At 65.5% G+C, this 18,565-nt stretch carries 11 protein-coding genes; 5 read left to right on the top strand and 6 right to left on the bottom strand.

Annotated elements, in window-relative coordinates; genetic code table 11:
• The 4 genes from C5F46_RS06710 to C5F46_RS06695 form a co-directional block, all read right to left on the bottom strand.
• The gene (locus tag C5F46_RS06710) at positions 1-1,338 is read right to left on the bottom strand and encodes an HlyD family type I secretion periplasmic adaptor subunit (protein ID WP_107324597.1); all 1,338 of its coding nucleotides are present in this window, start codon (positions 1,336-1,338) and stop codon (positions 1-3) included.
• Positions 1,335-3,350: a type I secretion system permease/ATPase gene (locus C5F46_RS06705; RefSeq protein WP_235820104.1), complete on the bottom strand. Its 2,016-nt coding sequence runs from the start codon at positions 3,348-3,350 to the stop codon at positions 1,335-1,337. The genes C5F46_RS06710 and C5F46_RS06705 overlap by 4 nt, the downstream gene beginning before the upstream one ends.
• Positions 3,351-3,375: 25 nt before the next feature.
• Positions 3,376-5,316 (bottom strand): hypothetical protein, encoded by a 1,941-nt coding sequence (locus C5F46_RS06700; RefSeq protein WP_107324595.1) that lies wholly within the window; start codon positions 5,314-5,316, stop codon positions 3,376-3,378.
• Between the two features lie 149 nt (positions 5,317-5,465).
• On the bottom strand, positions 5,466-7,529 hold the full coding sequence (locus C5F46_RS06695) for a hypothetical protein (protein ID WP_146160217.1): 2,064 nt from the start codon (positions 7,527-7,529) through the stop codon (positions 5,466-5,468).
• A gap of 697 nt (positions 7,530-8,226) precedes the next feature.
• On the opposite strand from C5F46_RS06695, the gene C5F46_RS17055 reads away from it, so the two are divergent.
• Together C5F46_RS17055 and C5F46_RS06680 are read left to right on the top strand one after the other, a co-directional pair.
• A complete protein-coding gene (locus C5F46_RS17055; protein ID WP_235820103.1) occupies positions 8,227-8,949 on the top strand; it encodes a helix-turn-helix transcriptional regulator in 723 nt (240 codons plus the stop codon).
• Positions 8,949-9,473, top strand: a complete 525-nt coding sequence (locus tag C5F46_RS06680; protein WP_107324592.1) for a hypothetical protein — start codon at positions 8,949-8,951, stop codon at positions 9,471-9,473. The genes C5F46_RS17055 and C5F46_RS06680 overlap by 1 nt, the downstream gene beginning before the upstream one ends.
• Before the next feature lie 15 nt (positions 9,474-9,488).
• Here C5F46_RS06680 and C5F46_RS06675 read toward each other — a convergent pair whose 3' ends face one another.
• Together C5F46_RS06675 and C5F46_RS06670 are read right to left on the bottom strand one after the other, a co-directional pair.
• Positions 9,489-11,609 (bottom strand): hypothetical protein, encoded by a 2,121-nt coding sequence (locus tag C5F46_RS06675; protein WP_133618515.1) that lies wholly within the window; start codon positions 11,607-11,609, stop codon positions 9,489-9,491.
• Positions 11,606-12,334 carry a hypothetical protein gene (locus tag C5F46_RS06670; protein WP_107324590.1) on the bottom strand — a complete coding sequence of 243 codons (729 nt, stop codon included), beginning with the start codon at positions 12,332-12,334 and terminating at the stop codon, positions 11,606-11,608. Before C5F46_RS06670 ends, C5F46_RS06675 begins: the two co-directional genes overlap by 4 nt.
• Positions 12,335-12,455: 121 nt before the next feature.
• Between C5F46_RS06670 and C5F46_RS06665 the strand changes: the two genes are divergently transcribed.
• From C5F46_RS06665 to C5F46_RS06655, 3 genes are all read left to right on the top strand, one after another.
• A complete protein-coding gene (locus C5F46_RS06665) occupies positions 12,456-15,716 on the top strand; it encodes an APA family fibronectin-binding glycoprotein (protein ID WP_168796862.1) in 3,261 nt (1,086 codons plus the stop codon).
• On the top strand, positions 15,713-17,290 hold the full coding sequence (locus C5F46_RS06660; RefSeq protein WP_107324588.1) for a hypothetical protein: 1,578 nt from the start codon (positions 15,713-15,715) through the stop codon (positions 17,288-17,290). The genes C5F46_RS06665 and C5F46_RS06660 overlap by 4 nt, the downstream gene beginning before the upstream one ends.
• A 185-nt stretch (positions 17,291-17,475) precedes the next feature.
• Entirely contained in the window at positions 17,476-18,516 is a 1,041-nt protein-coding gene (locus tag C5F46_RS06655) for a substrate-binding domain-containing protein (RefSeq protein WP_107324587.1), read from the top strand.
• Positions 18,517-18,565: the final 49 nt, after the last annotated feature.

Here is an 18,565-nt window from a genome sequence, read left to right as displayed (position 1 = left end):
TCAATCCTCGCGGAAGGCGCGGGCCATGGAATCTGTTATCGGCTTGGTGATATACTGGGCAAAGGTGCGTTCATGTGTGGTCACGATCACCTCGGCAGGCATGCCGGGCATCGGCTGAAAGCCGGAAACTCGATCCAGTTCCTGCTTGGGCAGCCTGACACGCGCCAGATACACGTCCCGCCCGGTCGGATCGTTCTTGTCGCGCACCGCATCGGCCGAGACATAAAACACTTCCCCCTCCAGAACCGGCGTTGTGCGCTGGTTCAGCGACACAAGCCGCACCGCTGCCGTCTGACCCATCTGCAACAGGTCGATGTCGCTGCGCTGCACCATTGCCTCGATGATCAGGTCGGCGTCCGCGGGCAGAATTTCGGCAATCGGCTTGCCCGGCTCGATCACGCCGCCGGGGGTGTTGTATTTCATCTGCACCACGATCCCGTCCACCGGCGCAAGGATCAATGATCGTTCGGCGATGGCCGTCGCATTCACATGCTGTTCGCGCACGGCATCCAGATCCGCCTCGATCAATTGCAGCTCATCCATCGCGGTGCTGGTATAGGCGGTGCGCGCCTGCGCGATCTGCTCCGCGGTCCGTGACAGGATCACCTCGTTTTCGGCGATCTGCGCCTCGATCCGCCCCAGTTGGCCCTCAGCATCAATGCGGGCGCGGCGCAGCGTGTTGACCGTATCCTTGCGCGTCAGCCCCGCTTTCATAAGCTCTGCCTTGCCGTCCAGTTCTTCGGTCAGAACCGCAATCATCTCCAACAGCGAATTGCGCTGCGCGACATAGCCGATCTGGCGCAGTTCCGTAGCGCGCAGATTGCTCTGCAGCAAGGTCACGTCCAGTTCCAGCTTACGGCGCGACACGACGAAGGCTTCGCTCTGGCTGCGCAGGATATCAGCCACCTCGGGGTTGGAAGCGTTGTTTTGCAAAAACGGCGAAAGCGTCATGGCAGGTCGGTCGGCGGCCATCGCGCTCAGCCGCGCGGCCATCGCCTCAAGCCGGGCGCGGCGCAGGAACAATTCTTGTTCGCGCGCATTCGCCGCGGTCATGTCCAGCCGAACGATGGGCTGGCCCGCCACCACCCTGTCGCCTTCGGAAACTGTGATTTCGGCGATGATGCCGCCCTCCAGATGCTGCACGATCTGATTTTTGCCGGTGGCCACGAAACTGCCCTGGGCGATCAGCGCCGCGGCCAGCGGCGCGGTCAGCGCCCAGACCGCAAAGCCCCCGAGCGCCAGAACGAACAACGCAATTCCAAGAACCTTGTGCGCGCGCACCGACCGGGGCACCTCGGCATACCATTCAAGCTGATGATAGCTGACAGGCAGGGTCATTGCGGGGTTCCTTTCGCGGTGGGCTGGCCGTTCGTGACGGGCCGGGCGGTGCCAGCGGCTTTCACCTGCTGCGGCTGGCGGCGCTGTTCCAGCGCGGCCAGCACCTGGGCGCGCGCCCCGAACATGGCAATGCCGCCATCGGCCAGAAGCATGATCTTGTCCACATGCTGCAACAGCGAGGGCTTTTGTGTGATGACGACCACGGTGATCTTCTTGTTGCGCGCATGTTCCACGGCGCGCGCCAGCGCCAGATCGCCGCCGGTGTCTAGGTTGGAATTCGGCTCGTCCAGCACCAGAAGGCGGGGGTTTCCAAAGAAAGCCCGCGCCAGCGCAACGCGCTGTTTCTGTCCGCCGGAAAGCGGTGATCCGTCGGCCGCCACGGTGGTTTCATAGCCATGCGGCAGGTTGGCGATCATGTCATGCACATCGGCCAGCCGCGCGGCTTCGTAGATCTGTTCATCGGTCGCATCGGCCCGCATCCGGGCGATGTTGTCCTTGATCGTGCCGGGGAACAGCTGCACATCTTGCGGCAGATAGCCCACGTTTTCACCAAACTGCCGCTGATCCCAGTTGCGCAGATCCATCAGATCCAGCCGGACCGCGCCCGAGGTGGGCAACAAGGAACCCACCAGCATCTTGCCCAACGTGGTCTTGCCCGCGCCCGAATTGCCGATCACGGCCAACGATTCACCGGGCGCAAGGCAGAAGCTGATACCGTTCAGAACCACCGATTTGGTGCCCTGCGGCACATACAGCAGCCGTTCCACATCCAGCCGCCCTTCGGGCCGGGGCAGGCGCAGCCGTTCGGTGTTCAGCGGCGAGGCGCGCAGCAGTTGCGCGATGCGCTGATAGGCCGTCTGCGACAGAAGAAAATGGTTCCAGCCCTCGATCGCGCCTTCGATCGGCGCAAGCGCCCGGCCGGCGATGATCGAGGCGGCAATCACCATGCCGCCGGTGATCTGGCCCTCCAGCGACAGCCAGGCGCCCCAGCCCAGCATCGCGACCTGAGTCAAAAGCCGCACTCCGCGCGAAATGGTGGCGGAAATGATGTTGCGGTCCTGCGCCATGACCTGCGCGGTCAACGACCCCGCCGTATCGCGGCCCCAGATCCGCACCGCCTCTGGGATCATCGCCAGCGCGTTGATGATCTGGCTGTTGCGCGACATGGAATCCAGGTGCAGGTTAGCCCGGCTTTGATACATATTGGCGCGGGCAAAATGCTGCGCCGTCATCCGCTGGTTCACCAGGGCCAGCACGAACAGCAACAGCGCCGTGCCCACCACGATAAAGCCCAGATGCGGGTGGATCAGAAACACCGCGATGATGAAGATCGGCGCAAAAGGCACATCCAGAAATGACAGCAAAGTGCCCGACACAAGGAACGAGCGCAGTTGTTGCAGGTCGCCCAGGGTTTGGTATTCGCGCCCGTTGGAATGCAGCGAGGCGCGCGCGGCGGCGCTGAGGATCGGGCCGCCAAGCTGCACCGCAACCTCGACCGCGGTGCGCATCAGGACAAACCGGCGCATCGCGTCAAACACCGCATAAAGCCCGATCGCCGCCACGATGACCCCGGTCAGCATGATCAGCGTATCGACCGAGCGAGAGGTCAGCACCCGGTCAGAAATCTGAAACAGATAGATCGGAATCGCCAGGATAAGCACGTTGGTGGCCAGCGTGAACAGCATCACTGCCGCCATGTTGCGCCGCACGACCGAGATGCCCGCCTGCAGGCTTTGGCCGAAATCAACCGGGCCAAGGCGGGCGTGAAAGCCGGGGCCTTTGGCCTTGCCGCCGCCGCCCTGTCCGGCAGTTGGCCCAGCCGTTCCGCCGGGATCAGGGCGCTCCGCCCCGCGGCCCGCGCCCGTGGGCGGCGGGTCGGCAGCGCGCGCGGTTTCGGGCGCCGGGCCGGGGGGTGGGGCGCCGACCCGCAGGTCGGGGCTCAGATGCAGCAAGCCTTTGGCCTCAGGCGGGCCGCCCGCGTCCTGATCGCCTTGGTTGGCCAGATCTTTCACGATACCTCTCCTCGTCCTGTCGGCCTCAGGCCAACATGACATTCAACCCGTCGGTCTGAATCCCGTGCAACGCCGCATCAAGAACGGCGGGGTCGGGTGCGTCGCCCTCGGCGATCATGTCGTCAGCCAGAAACGCCACGGCCTCTGCCACAAGGCCCTGAAGGCCCGGCGCCACCCCATCTTCGGGGTCACCGAAAAAGTTCGCCTGATAGAGTAACGCATCGGAATAGGCCTCGCCTTGCACATGGATCGTGCTGTCCATGCCGCCGCTGGCAATCTCGGCGATGTTGATCAGCGCATTGGCGCCGGTGATCAACGAAATTTCGGCACCCTCTTGAGTCATCGCGGCCCCGGCGGCCATCGCCACCTGATCGGCGTCGCCCATCACATTCGTCTGGTCGATCGCCTGCACCATCAACAGGTCGCCCTCGATATGCAGCACACGCAGCAGATCGAGCCCGTCAAAGGCCGGGTCGTTGAGGATGCTTTGCCCCAGCCCCATGCCGCCCTTGGCCGCGGCATTGGCAAGCCCGGCCATCCCCGGCGCCATTGGCGCAATGGTATCCAGCCCGTCGTCGCTGATCACCGCCTGGTTCCACAGCAGATTGCCGCCCATGTCGGCCAACCCGCCGGTCACGGCGTCAACGTCATGCAGCACGTTGGTCTGGCGGATCAGCGCAAGGTCGATCATGCTGCCGCCGATCACGATCAGATCGTAGCTCCAGCTCAGTTCCAGAAGATCGGCGGTGTTCACCAGCGTATTGTCACCGGTAACAATGTAGCTGGTGCTGCCGGTCAGCGCGACGCTGAGGATGTCGGTGTCGATCAGGAAATTCGTCTGGGTGATCCAGTTCAGAACGATCAGGTCGCCCGCCACTGTGGTCACGATCCAGCCCAGGGGCGACCCGCCGTCCTCGGTGCCGGCGGTGCCTGCATCGGGGCGATCAAAGAGCGCCGAATTGATCAGCCCCTGCGGCGCCTCGACCGGGGCAAGCGGCGCCCCGTCAAGCCATTGGCTTTCGGCACTGACGTTGATCTGTGATATCGCATCAATGCGGATCAGCCCGCCCATAACCGTAATGACCGGCGCATCAAGCCAGGAAATCGACACGAGCGCCTCGTTCACCACCGTATTGCCTCCGGCCAGCACCAGATGGTCGATGTCAGGCGCCGGGGTCTCCTCCTGTGCGGCGGTGGCCTGCGCGATTTCGACACTGGTTTTCGGTGCGTCGGGCACTTCTGGAAGGTGGTCCTGCAATACCGGCAGATCGTCGGCCGCCACGCCATTCACATGCACGCCCAGCGTATCGGTGCCGCGTGCGATGAAAACGTCGGCACCAGCCACAGCGGCCGGTGCGGCAGCCTCGACAGCGGCCTGCAGGGCGCGGCCCATCTCTGCGATGGACGCCTGATCGGACGGCGTGGGCAGCGCGCCGATTACGCCAAGGCTTTGCGCCACCGCCATCAGATCCTGCAACGGGTCGGCAAAAATCGCCGGGTCCAGAAACGCTGTCTCGGCCGGGGTCATCAGCAGCAGGTCGGAATCTGTGGCAACATTCGACTGCCGCATCACGATCATCACCGATCCGGGCGGCGGCAGGTCTGGCAGCGCCGATCCGGCGGACCCTGACAGGTTCACAGGGGCGCCCGTATCGGGGTTTGCGGACGCCGGGGGCGGCGCGGTGCGGTCCTGCGCCGGAGCGGACAGGTCAAGTCGGGACTCCGTAACCGGCCCCGATGTCGCAGCCTCGGCGGGCGCCGGGTTGCCGGTCTTGGGGCGAAACTCGGGCGCGGCGGCGTCGGGGTGCGGCGTGGTTGGGGAAACAGCCGCCATCTCCATCTCGGCCTGTCCATCGGCAGCGCCGCGAAAGCCGTCATAGTCGATGCGCTGACGGGCCTGTTCGACGATCTGATCGAACAGCCCGATGAAGTGCCAGATTTCCTGGGTGATCAGATCGCTGCGCATCGCCCCCCCCTTGCTTGCTGGCACATCCGGCGCCTGACCGCACCTAAGGCGAGGCACCGACAGGTCCGCGCGGTGCAGTTGCGCGCAGGCCCTTGAAATCCGGTTGCCCCGGCCGGGGCGGATGCCCGGCCGAGGCAGTGTTCGTCCGATCAGCTCAGGTCGTCGCCGGTCAGCGTCGAGGTGAGGCTACCGCCTACCACGGTCATATCGACCGAATTGCCCAGCACGTTGGCGCCCATCACGATCTGCTGGTTGAACGCCTCGGTCGCGAACAGCGCTTCGTTCGCAGCAGCCGAGGTGCCCGAGACATAGCCGTTTCCGCCATTGCCCGTGCCCCACGATCCGGCGTCGCCGCCATAGACCTCCATGCCGGCGTCGGCCCAGCCACCTGCGCCGCCCGCGCCCGAGGTGGCGTAGACATCGCCGATGCTGGCGGTGCCACCGGTCGCAGCTGCGTCATAGGAACTGATCGCCTCGCCCATGCCGCCGCCGCCGCCGCCGCCAGCCAAGGCCGACCCCGTGGCATCGGCAATGCCGCTGCCCGAACCCGTGCCGCTGGAGTCGCCGCCCATCGCCATGCCGCTGTCGGCGCTGCCCGCGCTGCCCGCGGTGGAGTTGGCACCACCGGCCCACGCGTCGGCCGCACCGCCGTTGGCATCCGAGGCGCTGCCGCCATGTGCATGGCCCGCATCGCCCCCGATGCTGTTGGCATCGGCGCCGGTCGCGCTGCCGTTGGCACCGTTTGCCAACCCGGCAATGTCGCCGCCATCGACCCAGCCTGCGTCACCGGCCACCGAATTGGCACCGCCCCCCTCGCCCGTGGCATCGGCGTCGGCGCCAAAGCCGCCGACATCGCCCGAGCTTGCCGGACCGGCGTTGCCCGCGGTCGTGCCGGCATCGCTGTCGGCTCCGGCAAGGCCCAGCCCCACCAGACCCAAGCCAAGCCCAAGCGCGTTTGCGCCAGAGGTCGGATCGCCGCCGTCGCCGCCTTCGGATTCGGTGTTGCCACCAATCGCGCCCTGGCCGACACCAGCACCAGCGATCGCGCCGCCGCCATAGGCGTCGTCGGCATCACCGGCTTCGTTATCGGCTTCGCTACCTTCGGTGCCCTGAAGCGCCCCGGCCAGCGTGCCAGCATCGCCGCCATAGGCGTTGTCACCATCGCCAGCTTCGTTGTCGGCCTCGCCACCTTCTGAGTCGCCGCCTTCACCGCCGACCACAAGGCCGTTCAGGCCCCCCCCTGCGGGACCGGCATTGCCGCCCGTCGACGAACCGCCATTGCCGCTGTCGGCTGCGCCATCGGCGACGTTGCCGACGCCGATCCCGGCCGCAAGACCCAGCGACAGGTTGCCCGCCGAGCCGCCATCGCCGCCATCGCCACCGATGGCCCCAGCCGAAGAAACGCCCATGTTGCCGGCGTTGGCGTCAGCATTGCCGCCATCGGCTTCGGCATCGTCGGCATCGCCGCCCTTCGACATCGCAACGCCGCCCTTGGCCATCGCGGTCGGATCGACGCTGATGCCTTCGCTTGCGTCGGCGTCAGAGGCCGAGGCCGAGCCGGAGACGTTGAATTCGCCGCCATTTTCCAGCGTCACGTCGGACAGGTTGTCGTTGTCTTCCAGCGTTGCCGACTGACCGAACACCATAGCGGTGGCCGTGCCCGTCACCGACATGTTCGACAGGACATTCGAAAAGTCCATGTCGTTGCCGGTGTCATAGGTGTAGACTGCATCACCCCCGGCTTGCTGCATCACAAAGTCGCTGATCTCGCCGCCATCGAGGTCAAAGTCGGCAAAGTCGTTGTCTTCGGGGATATGCGCGCCCAGGTCGATTTCAGCGGTCACGGTGGTGGTGACATTGGTGGCATTCGTCGCCGAGTTCGCGGCATGGTTCGCCGCCATGCTGCCCGAGGTCGCGTTCGAGGCCGCAGCATTCGCGGCAAAGTTCGAGGCCGCGTTGTTGGCTGCGTTGGCGTTGGTGTTGCTGTTGCCGTTCAGGTTGCCATTGGCGTTACCGTTCAGGTTGCCGTTGCCATTGGCGTTGTCATTGTCCGAACTGCTGGTGCTGTCCTGGCTTTGGCCTTGACCCTGCATCGAGGCCTGCCCCTGCAACGAGGCCTGGCCCTGCAGTTGACCCTGACCCTGGTCTTGATCCTGGTCTTGATCCTGCCGGGACATGTTCGGCATCATGTGCATGTGGCGTCTGTCACCCATCGTCGTCACTCCGTGATGTGGGCACGCCGCTCCCGCAACTCTGTTAAAAGCGGGTCATTTCGGCATGCGGTTACGTTGGTCTCCGGTCGGTGTGGTCCGGTCGGGGCGAGTCGCCTGCAACCGGGCTGACGCGGCACCTGCGGCGCGGGCCATGTCTCGAACAAGCGCAGGAGGGCGGCGGGCTCATGCCCGAACTTCAAGGGGCTGACCCCAAGCGCCGATCCCGGTGCAGTCTTGCTTGACGAAACGCAGGCTTCTGCTTCAGCCATGTCAGATTGCGCCCTGCCATTGCCGCAAAATAGCCATCAATTCCGGCTATTTACCATTAATGGCGTTGAAAAATATTTTCCTGCCAATGTCTTGCAGCCCGCGCCTCTTTCGAACCAGGTGCGCATAGGGTCATTTTGCTGCGCTGCGGCTAAGCCGAATCGGGGACAAACGCCACCAGCAGTGTTTAGCCCGCAGGCCACGCCTTCCCAATCATCGGATAGTAATGTTCTTGCCCGAATTGGGGGTAGAACGAGCGGTTAATACGTTTTGGCTACTTAGTTACGACATGATCCTGTGCTATAAAATGTCACAGTGAGCATATACTTTTTGAAACGGGGCGGGTCGATGCGGGGGGCATCGGCCGTCGGCGGAGGCGTTTGAAACCACAGAGCGCCGCCGTGTCCGTGTTACGAGTGCAGGAGGAGAGATGAACGCGATCAAGGGGGCTGGTCCTGCCGTGCGAAACATTCGCACCGCAGCCGATGAAGACCGGCTGGAGGTGGTGCTGGTCGGCTCCAGGCTTCAGTTTTCCGACTGCCTCGCCCGGTTGATTGCAACCGAGATCGAGGGAGCAGAGGTGAAGCGCGCAGCCACGCCGCTTGATCTGGCCGATTCCGCCACGCCCGCGCCCCATCAGTGCCGACTGATCCTGCTGGATGAGGTTTTCGCCGAAGGGCTGGATCTTGCCCTGCTGGATCGGCTTCGTCGCAGTGGCCGGGACTGTCTTGCCATCGGCTATCGTGACGGCGCCGCAATGGTGCGGCGCTTGCGTTCCGACCCGGCGCTGATGCGGGCCATCAGCTTGGTGCCGATGGATCTTAACCCTGATTCATGGCTGTCGATCCTGCGGCTGATCCTTTCGGGGTGTCACTATGTGCCGACCGAGCTTTTTGCACCTGCCTCAGCCGCGCCCGACCCCGTGCCCGCAGCCGTTCCTGCTGCCAAGGTCTCAGCGCCGCTTGCCGCGCTGACCGCGCGTGAGATGGAGGTGTTGCAGCTTGTGGCCGAGGGCTTGCAGAACAAGCACATCGCCAACCGGCTGAAGCTGTCGGAAAACACCGTCAAGCTGCATCTGCACCACGTCGCCACAAAACTCGGTGCGCGCAACCGGACCGAGGCGGCCCTGCGCTACCGTGCGGAACTGGGCTGATGAACGTGCCGCCGCAGCCGCCGGGTCGGCCGCTGACGGGCGATCTATTGTTGCAAAACCTGCTGTTGCGCGTGGGGCGGCTGAATTACGTCTGGACCAACACCGAAAGCCTGCTGATCCATGTTATCGCGGGGCTGTCGGGCATGACCAAAGAGGCCGCCGTCATCGTCTTTCTGACGCTGAACACCACGCGGGCGCGGCTGGATCTGGTCGAGCGGCTGGCCAAGATGCCCTCCACCCCCGCCGCACAGCGCAAGGAGGTTCTGTCGCTGACCCGCGGCTTTCTGAAAGAAGCCCCGCTGCGCAACAAGTATAATCACTGCATCTACAGCTTTGACCCCGAGATGGGGCAGTTGCGCACGATCCTGATGCGCATTGCCGACCGAAAGGACGATTTGCTGATGGGCAAGGCCGAAGTGGCCGATGAACAGGAACTTGGCGCGATTGACGCCGCGATCGCCCGCATCGAGGCGTTAAACCGCGACATCTGGCGGGCGATCATCGCCTTTGGCTACCCGGTCTGACGCCGGAGCGCCCGTTCAGTCGCCGCTGCCCGGCCCAAAGCTGTTCGCCATATAGGCTACGACCGCGTCAAACTCGGTCTTGCGTGCCTGCGGATAGCTGATTTCAAATACCCGGATCAGCCCAGACATGTCCTCGATCACGCGGCGATAGTAGATGTCGCTGCCGATGGCCCCCGAAATCACATACCAGCCCGGCCCCGAGGCGCTGTAGCTGGCGCTGCCATGGGCCTCGATGTCGCGCGCCATCTGCTGCGCGGGCGTCAGGGCTTCGGCATTATAGCTCGCAAAGACATAGAACCGCGCCCAGCCGTCGACCGAGGTAAATGCGCGCCCGTCATTGTTGCCCGGCGGAGGGTCGGGCAGAAAATAGCTGGCCGGATATGAGATGAAGGTTCCATAGCGCGCATTCTGATACAGCGCATAGCCGCCCTGCCCCGGAAAGAACTGGTCAGGCTCGGCTTCGGGCGCGGCGCCGGGCGTGGCCGCCGGCGCCACGGGCGCGATTTGCAGGGGCGCCGATTGAGCCGGTGCCGTCTGCGCGGGCGCTGTCATGGCTGGTTGCGCATCCTGCGCGGCAGCCTTGATCAGGTCGCCCAGCATCGGTTCGGGGCAGGGTCGGGCCGCATCGGGCATGGCCAGCTTCAGCCCACGATAAAGATCGCCAAACGGCTTGCCCTCGAAAAATGCCTTGCTTGCGCTGATCTTCAGGCCGAACGGCTCGTCGCCCGGCAGGCAGTGTTCATAGAGATACAGCCGCTGCTCCTGCCCGCCATCGCTCCAGTCAAAGCGCCGGACAGGCCAGCCCAGGATGATATCGCTGCGGGGCCATGCGTCTTTGGGCACCCCCGCAGCCAGCCCTCCCGGTGCACCGATCCGGGCGGCGCTGCGGGCCAGTTCTGCCGTCTCGCCCTTGGGTCCGGCGAGGCCGATACCTGTATCGCCCGGCTCGGGTGCTGCGGTCCAGCCGATCGGCAGGTGGTATGTGATCAGCCCGCCCAGTGCCGTGCCCTCGGCGCGCGGCTGCACCGCGCCCACGGGGGCCACATCAAAAGGCGGCAAAACCGCGGGGCGCGGGCTGCCCGGCGCCGCGATCTGCGCCCCTTCGGGCAAGATCCCTGGCGCGCAGGGCCGGGCGCCCTCGGGCATCACGATCAGCCCGTCGGCAAAGGGGCTGATCACCCGCGCATCATGAAAGAACCCCGGCATCCCGCTGAACAGGATCGACACGGCGCCGCCATCGGGCAGGCAGGTTTCCAACACCACGATACGCGTCTGCCCGGTCTGGCCTGTGCCGTCGTCAACCGTTTCGGAGCCGTCTTCATAGCCGAACAGTTGCGCGGGCTGGCCCAGAAAGCTGATCGCCTGCCCCGGTGTGCCCGTGCGCAGCCCCGCAGTCTCGGCTGCGCCACGCTCGATCCGCAACCGTCCGGGCAGGTCATCGACGAACATCCAGATGCTGTCGGGCGCGCTGGAGCCGAGGCCGTTCCACCCTGTGCCAAAGGGCAGCCGCAGCACGCCGTCGAACACATCGCGGCGCATCGCACTCCCCGGCGCGGGCAGCATGATGCCGCTGACAAACGTCTCGAACTCGGTTTGGGCAGCTTTGAAATCGGTGTTCATCGTCATGACCGAGATCGCCAGCCGATCCTCGCCGCGCACCGGCAGATCGGTGACCAACACCTCGGCGCGGCCGGGCACACCGGCTTCGGGCGGGGCCTGCATCTGCCAGCGGCGCAGCACATGACCATTGGGCAGCATGATCGCCCCCGCCGCCTGGGCATTGTCGCGCTTCAGGGCGCGCTCGGGGGCTTTGTCAAACTCCAGCCCGAACATGACGCCGGTTCGGCTGGTCTCGTCAAGGCGCCCCCAGACCTTGGTGTCGCTGTAATCCTCCAGCACCGACCGCCCCGGCGGCAAGCGCAGATCAAGCCCCTCAAGGCGCAGCTTTGGCCAGTCGCCGGGCACTGCGCGCGGCACGAATACCTCGGGCGCGGCAGCGGCATCTTGTGCGGCAACCGGCCCCGGCAGGGTGAAAACCAGCGCAGTCACGGCAATGGATATGGCTTGAAGGCCAAACAATGCCGCAGCCAGCGTTCCCCCAAGCCTTGCGGCAAGGCGTCGGATCGGGTCGGTCATCGGGGCGTCTCCTTGGCTTTGGGCGTGCTGGTTCGGGCGGCAGAGCATGGTGGCCCGCCTACGCCTGCCCGCGTCAGCGCCAGCAACAGCGGCTCGGGGCCGGGCAACAGCGCATCGGTTTCGATCACCACCTGTTCGCCATCGTGCAGCTCCAGCATCATCCCCCGGCGCGGCCGCGCCAGCATCACCGCGCCCGCCGCAGTCGGCCGCCCCGACGCCAGCAGCGGCGCCAGCGCCCGCATCCAGCGCGGCAGATCGCGCCGCCATGGGCGATGCGCCCGGATTTCAGCATAGGGCAGGTGCAAACGGCCAAGGCCGCGGCGCAGGTCCAGTCCCTCGGCGCCGGGATCAAGGCCAAAGGTATCGGCGCGCCAGCCAATCCACAGAAAGATCAGCCCGGCCCCGGCCATCGGCCACAGCAGCCAGACTGACGGCGGCAGCCCCGGCGCCGCATCCGCCGTCCACAGCGGCAGCGCCAGAAATACCGCCCCCCAGACAAGGCCCAGCCAGTCGGGGCCGATCACGGCAGGGCCTGCGGCATAGCGAAGTGCAGCCTGAGTTTTGCGGCGCGTCACGGCATAGATCAGCACGGCCAGCAGCAAAACCGCCAGCGCAGGCCACAGCCCCGCGCGCCCCGCCAGAACCGCTGCCGCACAGACCAAGGCAGCCACGATCAAGCGGCGCAGCAGGCCCAGCAATCCGATCCCTGAAAAGCTGCGCGTCATGAACCCCTCGCCAAGGCCAGCATGGTGCCCGCGCGCGGGTCACATGTCCTTGGCATGGATCAATCCGCATGGGCGCGGGGCGCGCTATGATTCAGGTCATGGTCACAGTTCAGAGGCTGCAATGAACGCTCTCCCGTGCCGGACCACTTTCTTGCCCGCCGCCCTGCGTCGGGTCGCGGGGCTGCGCGGCCTGCTGGTGGTGGTGCTGGCGCTGATGATGCTGGGTCAGCCCGCCCGCCCGCAACAGATGCAGCAATTCGACCTGCGCAGCGCCAGCTTTCAGGTGCCTGCGGGCTGGACGATCAGCTACCAAAGCCGCGATCAGGAATATGATTTCATCAGTCCCGATGGGCGGTTCCAGCTTTGGGCGCGCTGGTGGTTTCCTGACGAGCCGTTGCTGGCCTTCGAGGGCACGCTGGCCCATGCCATCGTTCCGCTGGCCGGGCAGCAGGCGCTGTATATTGTCAGCGAGAACGGCCCCGAGCGGATGCTGCAACTGGCCTTTCCGCAACTGGATGCCGAGGGTGAACAGTTCCTGTTCCAATTGCTCGCGCCCGCTGCGCAGGTGCCGATGGCCGAACACCAGGCGCTGCTGGAACAGCTTTTGTCCGGGCTTTCCCTGAACGGGCTGGCGGCAGCCGGGGCGCCCGGTGGCGGGGCGGGCGTGGCACCGCCCACACCCCCGCAGCCGGTGGCGCCCGTGGTTCCGGTGCCGCAGCCACCTCCGGCCGATCAGCACGGCAGCGCGGTTCCGGTTCCGCAGCCTTCGGCCATTGCCCCGCCCGTGACAGTCGCGCAGCCTCTTGAGGGCACACGCTTTCAGGATGCCACGGGCGCCTTTTCACTGCCGCTTCCTGAGGGCTGGACCAGCTATGCGACCGAGGCTGCGGGTCTGCGGCAGGCGGTGCTGCTGTCGCCGGGGCGTGACGCGTTGGTTCTGGCCGCGCTGGCCATGCCCGAAGGCAGCCGCAGCGCGGCACAGGTGCTGGAAGATTTCGTGGCGCTGCTCTATCGTGACGCTCTGGTGATCAAGTCGATCGAGGCCGAGGCCTGGCCGCAAATCGCCGGGCACGAGGCACATATGGTCGAGTCGGTCGCGCGGGTTTATGCGATCAACAGCGTGGCGATGCCCTATCCGCGCGGGCGCGTGCAGGTTTACAGCATGCCCGGCGCCGACCCGGCCTTTTTGCTGGTCACCATCCGCGGACCCGAGGCGCCGCCGGATCAGGCTGCGACGCTGGCCGCAATCGTCGAGGGCTTTGTGCCCGGCACCGCCGCCGCTGCAACCGCGATCCCTTCGTTTCCAGTCACCGCAATGTTGGTCGATGCGGTCCCGGTCAGCGCGCCCCCGGCGGCCACGCCCGGTGTTCTGTTCGACGGGCGCAGCCTGGCGGGCCTGCACCCGCTGGCCCTGAGCGGTGCCGATTTTGCACAGGATGCGGAACTGACCCCAGACGGTCTGCGCATTACCTTTGCCGATGGCCGAGGTTGGGCCAAGGCGGGCTTTGCCGCCTCCTCGCAGCCGATAACCATGCCTGCTCCGGGTCGCCAGCGCCGCCTGACCGCCTCGCTGGACGGGGCGAATAGCGCCGGGCTGACGCTGGCGCTGATGCCGCCCGAACAGGCCGGGGCCGACCCCGACGGCGTGCATCTGATGCAGGTGCAATTTGTTCATCAGGGCGATGGGGTCGGCAAGGTGACGCTATCGCTTGACGGGGGCGCCGAGAGTGCCGATGCCAAGTTTCCATGGCCCGCAGGGCCTGCGGTCTTTGATGTCCTGATCCGCCCTGACCGCGTGGTTGAAATCCGCGACGGCGCCGGGGCTCAACTGGCCGAACTGGCCTATCGCACCGATCCGGGTGCCGTGCCGGTGGTGGTGCAGGCGCTTTTGGCGGTGGACAGCAAGAACTGGGCGACCAAACTTGTATTGCAGGGCTTGACCACCGAGGAGGCAGACTTTGTGCCGCCGCCACCGCTGGATGCGCTGGTCAGTGCGCCCACGGCAGAGGTAGAACTGTTCAACGGCATGGGCCTGGGCCGCGTCTGGGCGGGCAATGCGCGCACCGCGGCGCATTTCCCCCGGTTTGCGCGCCTGCACGACGGCGCGCTGCGGATCGGCTGGACCCCTGAGGACAAGGCCTCTTATGTCGGGATCGTCTCGCCCGAGACGGTGCTTTGGCTGGACGGATTGCACGGCATGGGCGAGGCCCGGCTGCATGTGGCAATCGACCCGGCCGCGACGGGCGACTTTGAAATCAGCCTTGCCGGTAGCTATTCACTGCCCGGCAACCTGTCATCGAACGATACCTATGTGCTGCGATTTGCGCGCCAGCCCGACGGCAGCTTTACCGCGCTGAGTGCCACCCGAAACCAAGAGAAAAAGGGCATACGCACCGAAGGGCTTGCGGCCCTGCCTGCCGAGATCACGCTGGTCATGCGCCCCGGCCGCGTGTTTGTCGAGGCCGAGGGGCTGAACCCCGGCGCGCTTGGTCTGCCCCTGCTGGCTGAGGGCGCAGGCTTGCGCGTTGCGGTTCACGCAATGGCTGATGCCGAGGGGCGCGGTGCGCTGGCGTTGCGGCGGATCGCGCGCAGCCAGACCCCCGCGCCCCGGCGCCCCCCGGCCACGCCCGCTGCGGGCATTGCGCCGCTGCCCGAACACGCCCTGTTCACCCCGCCCATGGGCCCCGACTGGCAGGGCGTCAGCGCGGGCGCGGCCGAGTTTGCCAGCCTGTCGCAGGCAGACCCCGGTGGCATCACCTTGATGCGGCGCGATCCGGTGCCCGACTGGAACCGCATCGCACTGGTTGGCCCCGCCCCTGCTGTTGCGCTGGATTACCGCATCGAGACAACGCCTTATGACCTGACCTTGCAGGTTGACCCTGTGGCCGGTCTTGCCGCCCGGTTGTTTCTGTCTGCCGATCCCGCGAATTTTGAAAACAGTGCCCGCGTCGCGTTAAGCGTGCGGGTGCTGCGCGACGGACCCGAGGCGGGCGCGCTAGAGATCCGGCTGCATACCGGGCATTTCAGCTATGATCACTGGCGCCGGGTGCTGCCAGCCGACTGGTGGCAGGCGAACTGGGACGGGCGGCTGGGGCTGCGGTTCGACACTGACCGGATCGCGGTGATGCTGGCGGGTCAGCCAATCATCCATGGCCAGACCGCCGTCAGCCGCCGCGACGCCATGCTTTACCCCGCGATTGTTCCGGGCGGCATGGGCAAGACCGATCCGGGCCGGGTGACATTGCGCGCGATGACCGGCGCCTGGGTCACGCCCGCGGGGATGGATGCAGCCGAACGGATGCGGCTTCTGGACGCGGCCAGTTTTGACGCCGAGGCTTTCGCCGATCTGTTGGCTGGCACCTTGAAGGAGGATCGACCATGATCCGCGTTTTACTGCGGCGGCACGCCGCAATCCCCGCGCTGGCCCTGGCCTTGGCGCTGCCGCTGGCGGCCGCGGCGCAGACCGCGCCCGACCCGCTGCCGGGACGTGATGCGCATGACAGCCACGCCTTGACCCGCTGGATCGGACTGCCGCATGAGCGCCAGCTTTTGGTGCTGCAATCTTTGGGCGTTGCGGTGCCGCAGGATTATTTCAACTGCGTCTGCCGCGCGGCCGGTTATGGCAGCCCCGGCACGGCGCAGTTTTATCACCCCGATACCTTGGGAGATTATGACAAGCGCTATTCCTGCCAGCACCCCGGCCCGCCCTGTATCGTGTCGGGCTTTGGTTGTTTGCGCCATGATCTGCCCACCGATCCCGCGATCTTTGAGCGCTGCGCGGCTTTGGCGGGGCTGGAGGGTGGAAACCCTATGGACAATATTCTTGAGGCGCTGGCAGATCGCGCCAACCGCACGGCGTTGCCCGGCAACCCGGTTGTCATGAACGCCGATCCGCTGGGTCGCCCCCAGGCTGACTGCGCCAAGGCGCGCGCCGAGGCGGGGCTGGCGCCGCCCGCGGCAGACGCAGTGCCGCCCGAGCGCGAGATCTACACCATCTCGCCCGAGACGATGAAACTGCTTTATGATGTTGCGCTGGAGCCAGAGCTGAAACAGCGGCTGATCAATGTCATTCGCGAGGCGATGGCGGCAGGCCACCAGATCATACCGGGCGACGAGGCCGATCTGCGCTTTGATATCGACGCGGGTGATTACGGGTTTGAGGCCGCCGTCTCGATCGACGCGCAAAAGCGTCTCCACATCTCTGAGATCATCGTCAAGAAGCAGATCAACAAGAAATATGCCGACACATGGGGCAAGCTGAACGCCGAAGGCGGGCTGAAGCTGTCTTATTCCGACCCCGACGAGGGCACGTTTTTGCCCGGCAGCAAGGTCACCGGTGGCAAGGTTGGCCTGTCGTGGGAATATGGCCGGATCGAAGCCAAATATGGTATCGACATCAACACCAGCAGCAAGGCCACCGACTATTACGACGGCGAGTGGCGCAACGCCTCTGAAAACCGTCTTGTGCGCGGGCTGGAGGACGTTCTGTCAAACCTCGATTTCTACGGTGGCGGCGCGGTGAATGTGAAGGAGGTGGCGCTTCCCGGTGAGGGCATCAAGATTTCGGTGGGTGTCGAAAGCGGCTGGAAGCTGAAAGACCGTTATTCGAACTGGGTCTTTTCCGACATGCACGAGGCGCTTGACGATCTGCTTGACAATCAGAAGCAGTGGGAGGAGCAGCGCCACGCCTATATCGACCGCGAGGCGCAGCGATTTGGCATCGACGCGCGCTGTTTTGCCACGGGCGAGGCGATCAGCCTTGTTCACGCGGCCTATGAAAAGGCAAAGGCCGCCGACCCGTCCATAGTCGCGCCGTTCCAGACGATCACCGAAAAGATCGCCGAACGGCGCAGGATCGCAACAGAGCCTCCGGCCCCGCCAACTGTCCGCCGCACACCCACGCCTGCCCCTGCGCCCGTGCATGAGGGTATCTGGCCGAGGGTGTTCGAGCGGTAGCAAACGCCCTTGGCGCCCTGGTGTGGCCGCAGCATCGGGGCGACCGCTGCGCCCTTTGCCGTGATCTGACCGGGCCGCCCGGCTTGTCATCTGGTTGTTACATCGCTGACGCATGACTGTCGCGCGCCGCAGCTAAACCCGGCGCAGGCCGAGTCGTTTGGCCATCAGCAATTCAGGAGTGATCCATGAAGACCATGAAACTCGCCGTCTCGGCCCTTGCCATCGCCGCTGTCTCGGCCACCGCGGCTGCCGCGCGCGACAACGTGCAGACCGCCGGTTCCTCGACCGTTCTGCCCTATGCCACCATCGTCGCCGAAGCCTTCGGCGAAAACTTCGACTTTCCGACCCCGGTCGTCGAATCGGGTGGCTCGGGTGCGGGCCGCAAGAAGCTGTGCGAAGGCGTGGGCGAAAACACCATCGACATCGCCAACTCGTCGAGCCGGATCAAGCAATCCGACATCGACCTGTGCGCGCAGAACGGCGTGACCGAGATCATGGAAGTCCGCTTTGGCTATGACGGCATCGTCTTTGCCAGCGACATCAACGGCCCGGAATTTGCCTTTACCCCGGCCGACTGGTTCAACGCGCTGGCCGCGAAAGTGGTGAAAGACGGCGCGCTGGTAGACAATACCGCCAAGACCTGGGCCGACGTGAATGCAGCACTGCCCGCGCAGGACATTCTGGCCTTCATCCCCGGCACGAAACACGGCACCCGTGAAGTGTTCGATGAAAAGGTCATCATCCAGGGCTGCAAGGACACCGGCACGCTGGAGGCCCTGACGGCCGCTAATGGTGGCGACGAGAAGGCCGGCGAAAAGGCCTGCATGTCGCTGCGCACCGACGGTGTGTCGGTCGATATCGACGGCGACTACACCGAAACGCTGGCCCGCGTGGATGCCAACAAAAATGCCATCGGCGTGTTCGGTCTGTCGTTCTACCAGAACAACACCGACAAGCTGCGCGTCGGCACGATGAGCGGCGTGGTTCCCTCGGTCGAAACCATCGCTTCGGGCGACTATCCGGTTTCGCGTCCGCTCTACTTCTACGTCAAGAAAGCGCATATCGGCGTGATCCCCGGCCTGCAGGAATACATCGACTTCTTCGTGTCCGATGACATGGCTGGCCCGGATGGCCCGCTGGCTGCCTATGGTCTGGTATCCGACCCGGAACTGGCCAAGACCCAAGCCGACGTGGCCGCCGGCGTGGTCATGGGCCCGCTGAACTAAGACGACCTTTGCGGGTGGCGCAGGCTGCGCCACCCGTTCTCTTAGCCCG

This window comes from Phaeovulum veldkampii DSM 11550 (assembly GCF_003034995.1).
Taxonomy (GTDB): Bacteria; Pseudomonadota; Alphaproteobacteria; order Rhodobacterales; family Rhodobacteraceae; genus Phaeovulum; species Phaeovulum veldkampii.
The sequence above is the reverse complement of the archived record's forward strand: the minus strand, read 5'-3'. Positions and strand labels throughout refer to the sequence as shown.

Bases quoted from the DNA above. Each gene is read 5' to 3' on its own strand.
- C5F46_RS06700 (WP_107324595.1), bottom strand. From the start codon at position 5,316: ATGCGCAGCGATCTGATCACCCAGGAAATCTGGCACTTCATCGGGCTG.
- C5F46_RS06680 (WP_107324592.1), top strand. From the start codon at position 8,949: ATGAACGTGCCGCCGCAGCCGCCGGGTCGGCCGCTGACGGGCGATCTA.
- C5F46_RS06695 (WP_146160217.1), bottom strand. From the start codon at position 7,529: ATGGGTGACAGACGCCACATGCACATGATGCCGAACATGTCCCGGCAG.
- C5F46_RS06670 (WP_107324590.1), bottom strand. From the start codon at position 12,334: ATGACGCGCAGCTTTTCAGGGATCGGATTGCTGGGCCTGCTGCGCCGC.
- C5F46_RS06710 (WP_107324597.1), bottom strand. From the start codon at position 1,338: ATGACCCTGCCTGTCAGCTATCATCAGCTTGAATGGTATGCCGAGGTG.
- C5F46_RS17055 (WP_235820103.1), top strand. From the start codon at position 8,227: ATGAACGCGATCAAGGGGGCTGGTCCTGCCGTGCGAAACATTCGCACC.
- C5F46_RS06660 (WP_107324588.1), top strand. From the start codon at position 15,713: ATGATCCGCGTTTTACTGCGGCGGCACGCCGCAATCCCCGCGCTGGCC.
- C5F46_RS06665 (WP_168796862.1), top strand. From the start codon at position 12,456: ATGAACGCTCTCCCGTGCCGGACCACTTTCTTGCCCGCCGCCCTGCGT.
- C5F46_RS06675 (WP_133618515.1), bottom strand. From the start codon at position 11,609: ATGACCGACCCGATCCGACGCCTTGCCGCAAGGCTTGGGGGAACGCTG.
- C5F46_RS06655 (WP_107324587.1), top strand. From the start codon at position 17,476: ATGAAGACCATGAAACTCGCCGTCTCGGCCCTTGCCATCGCCGCTGTC.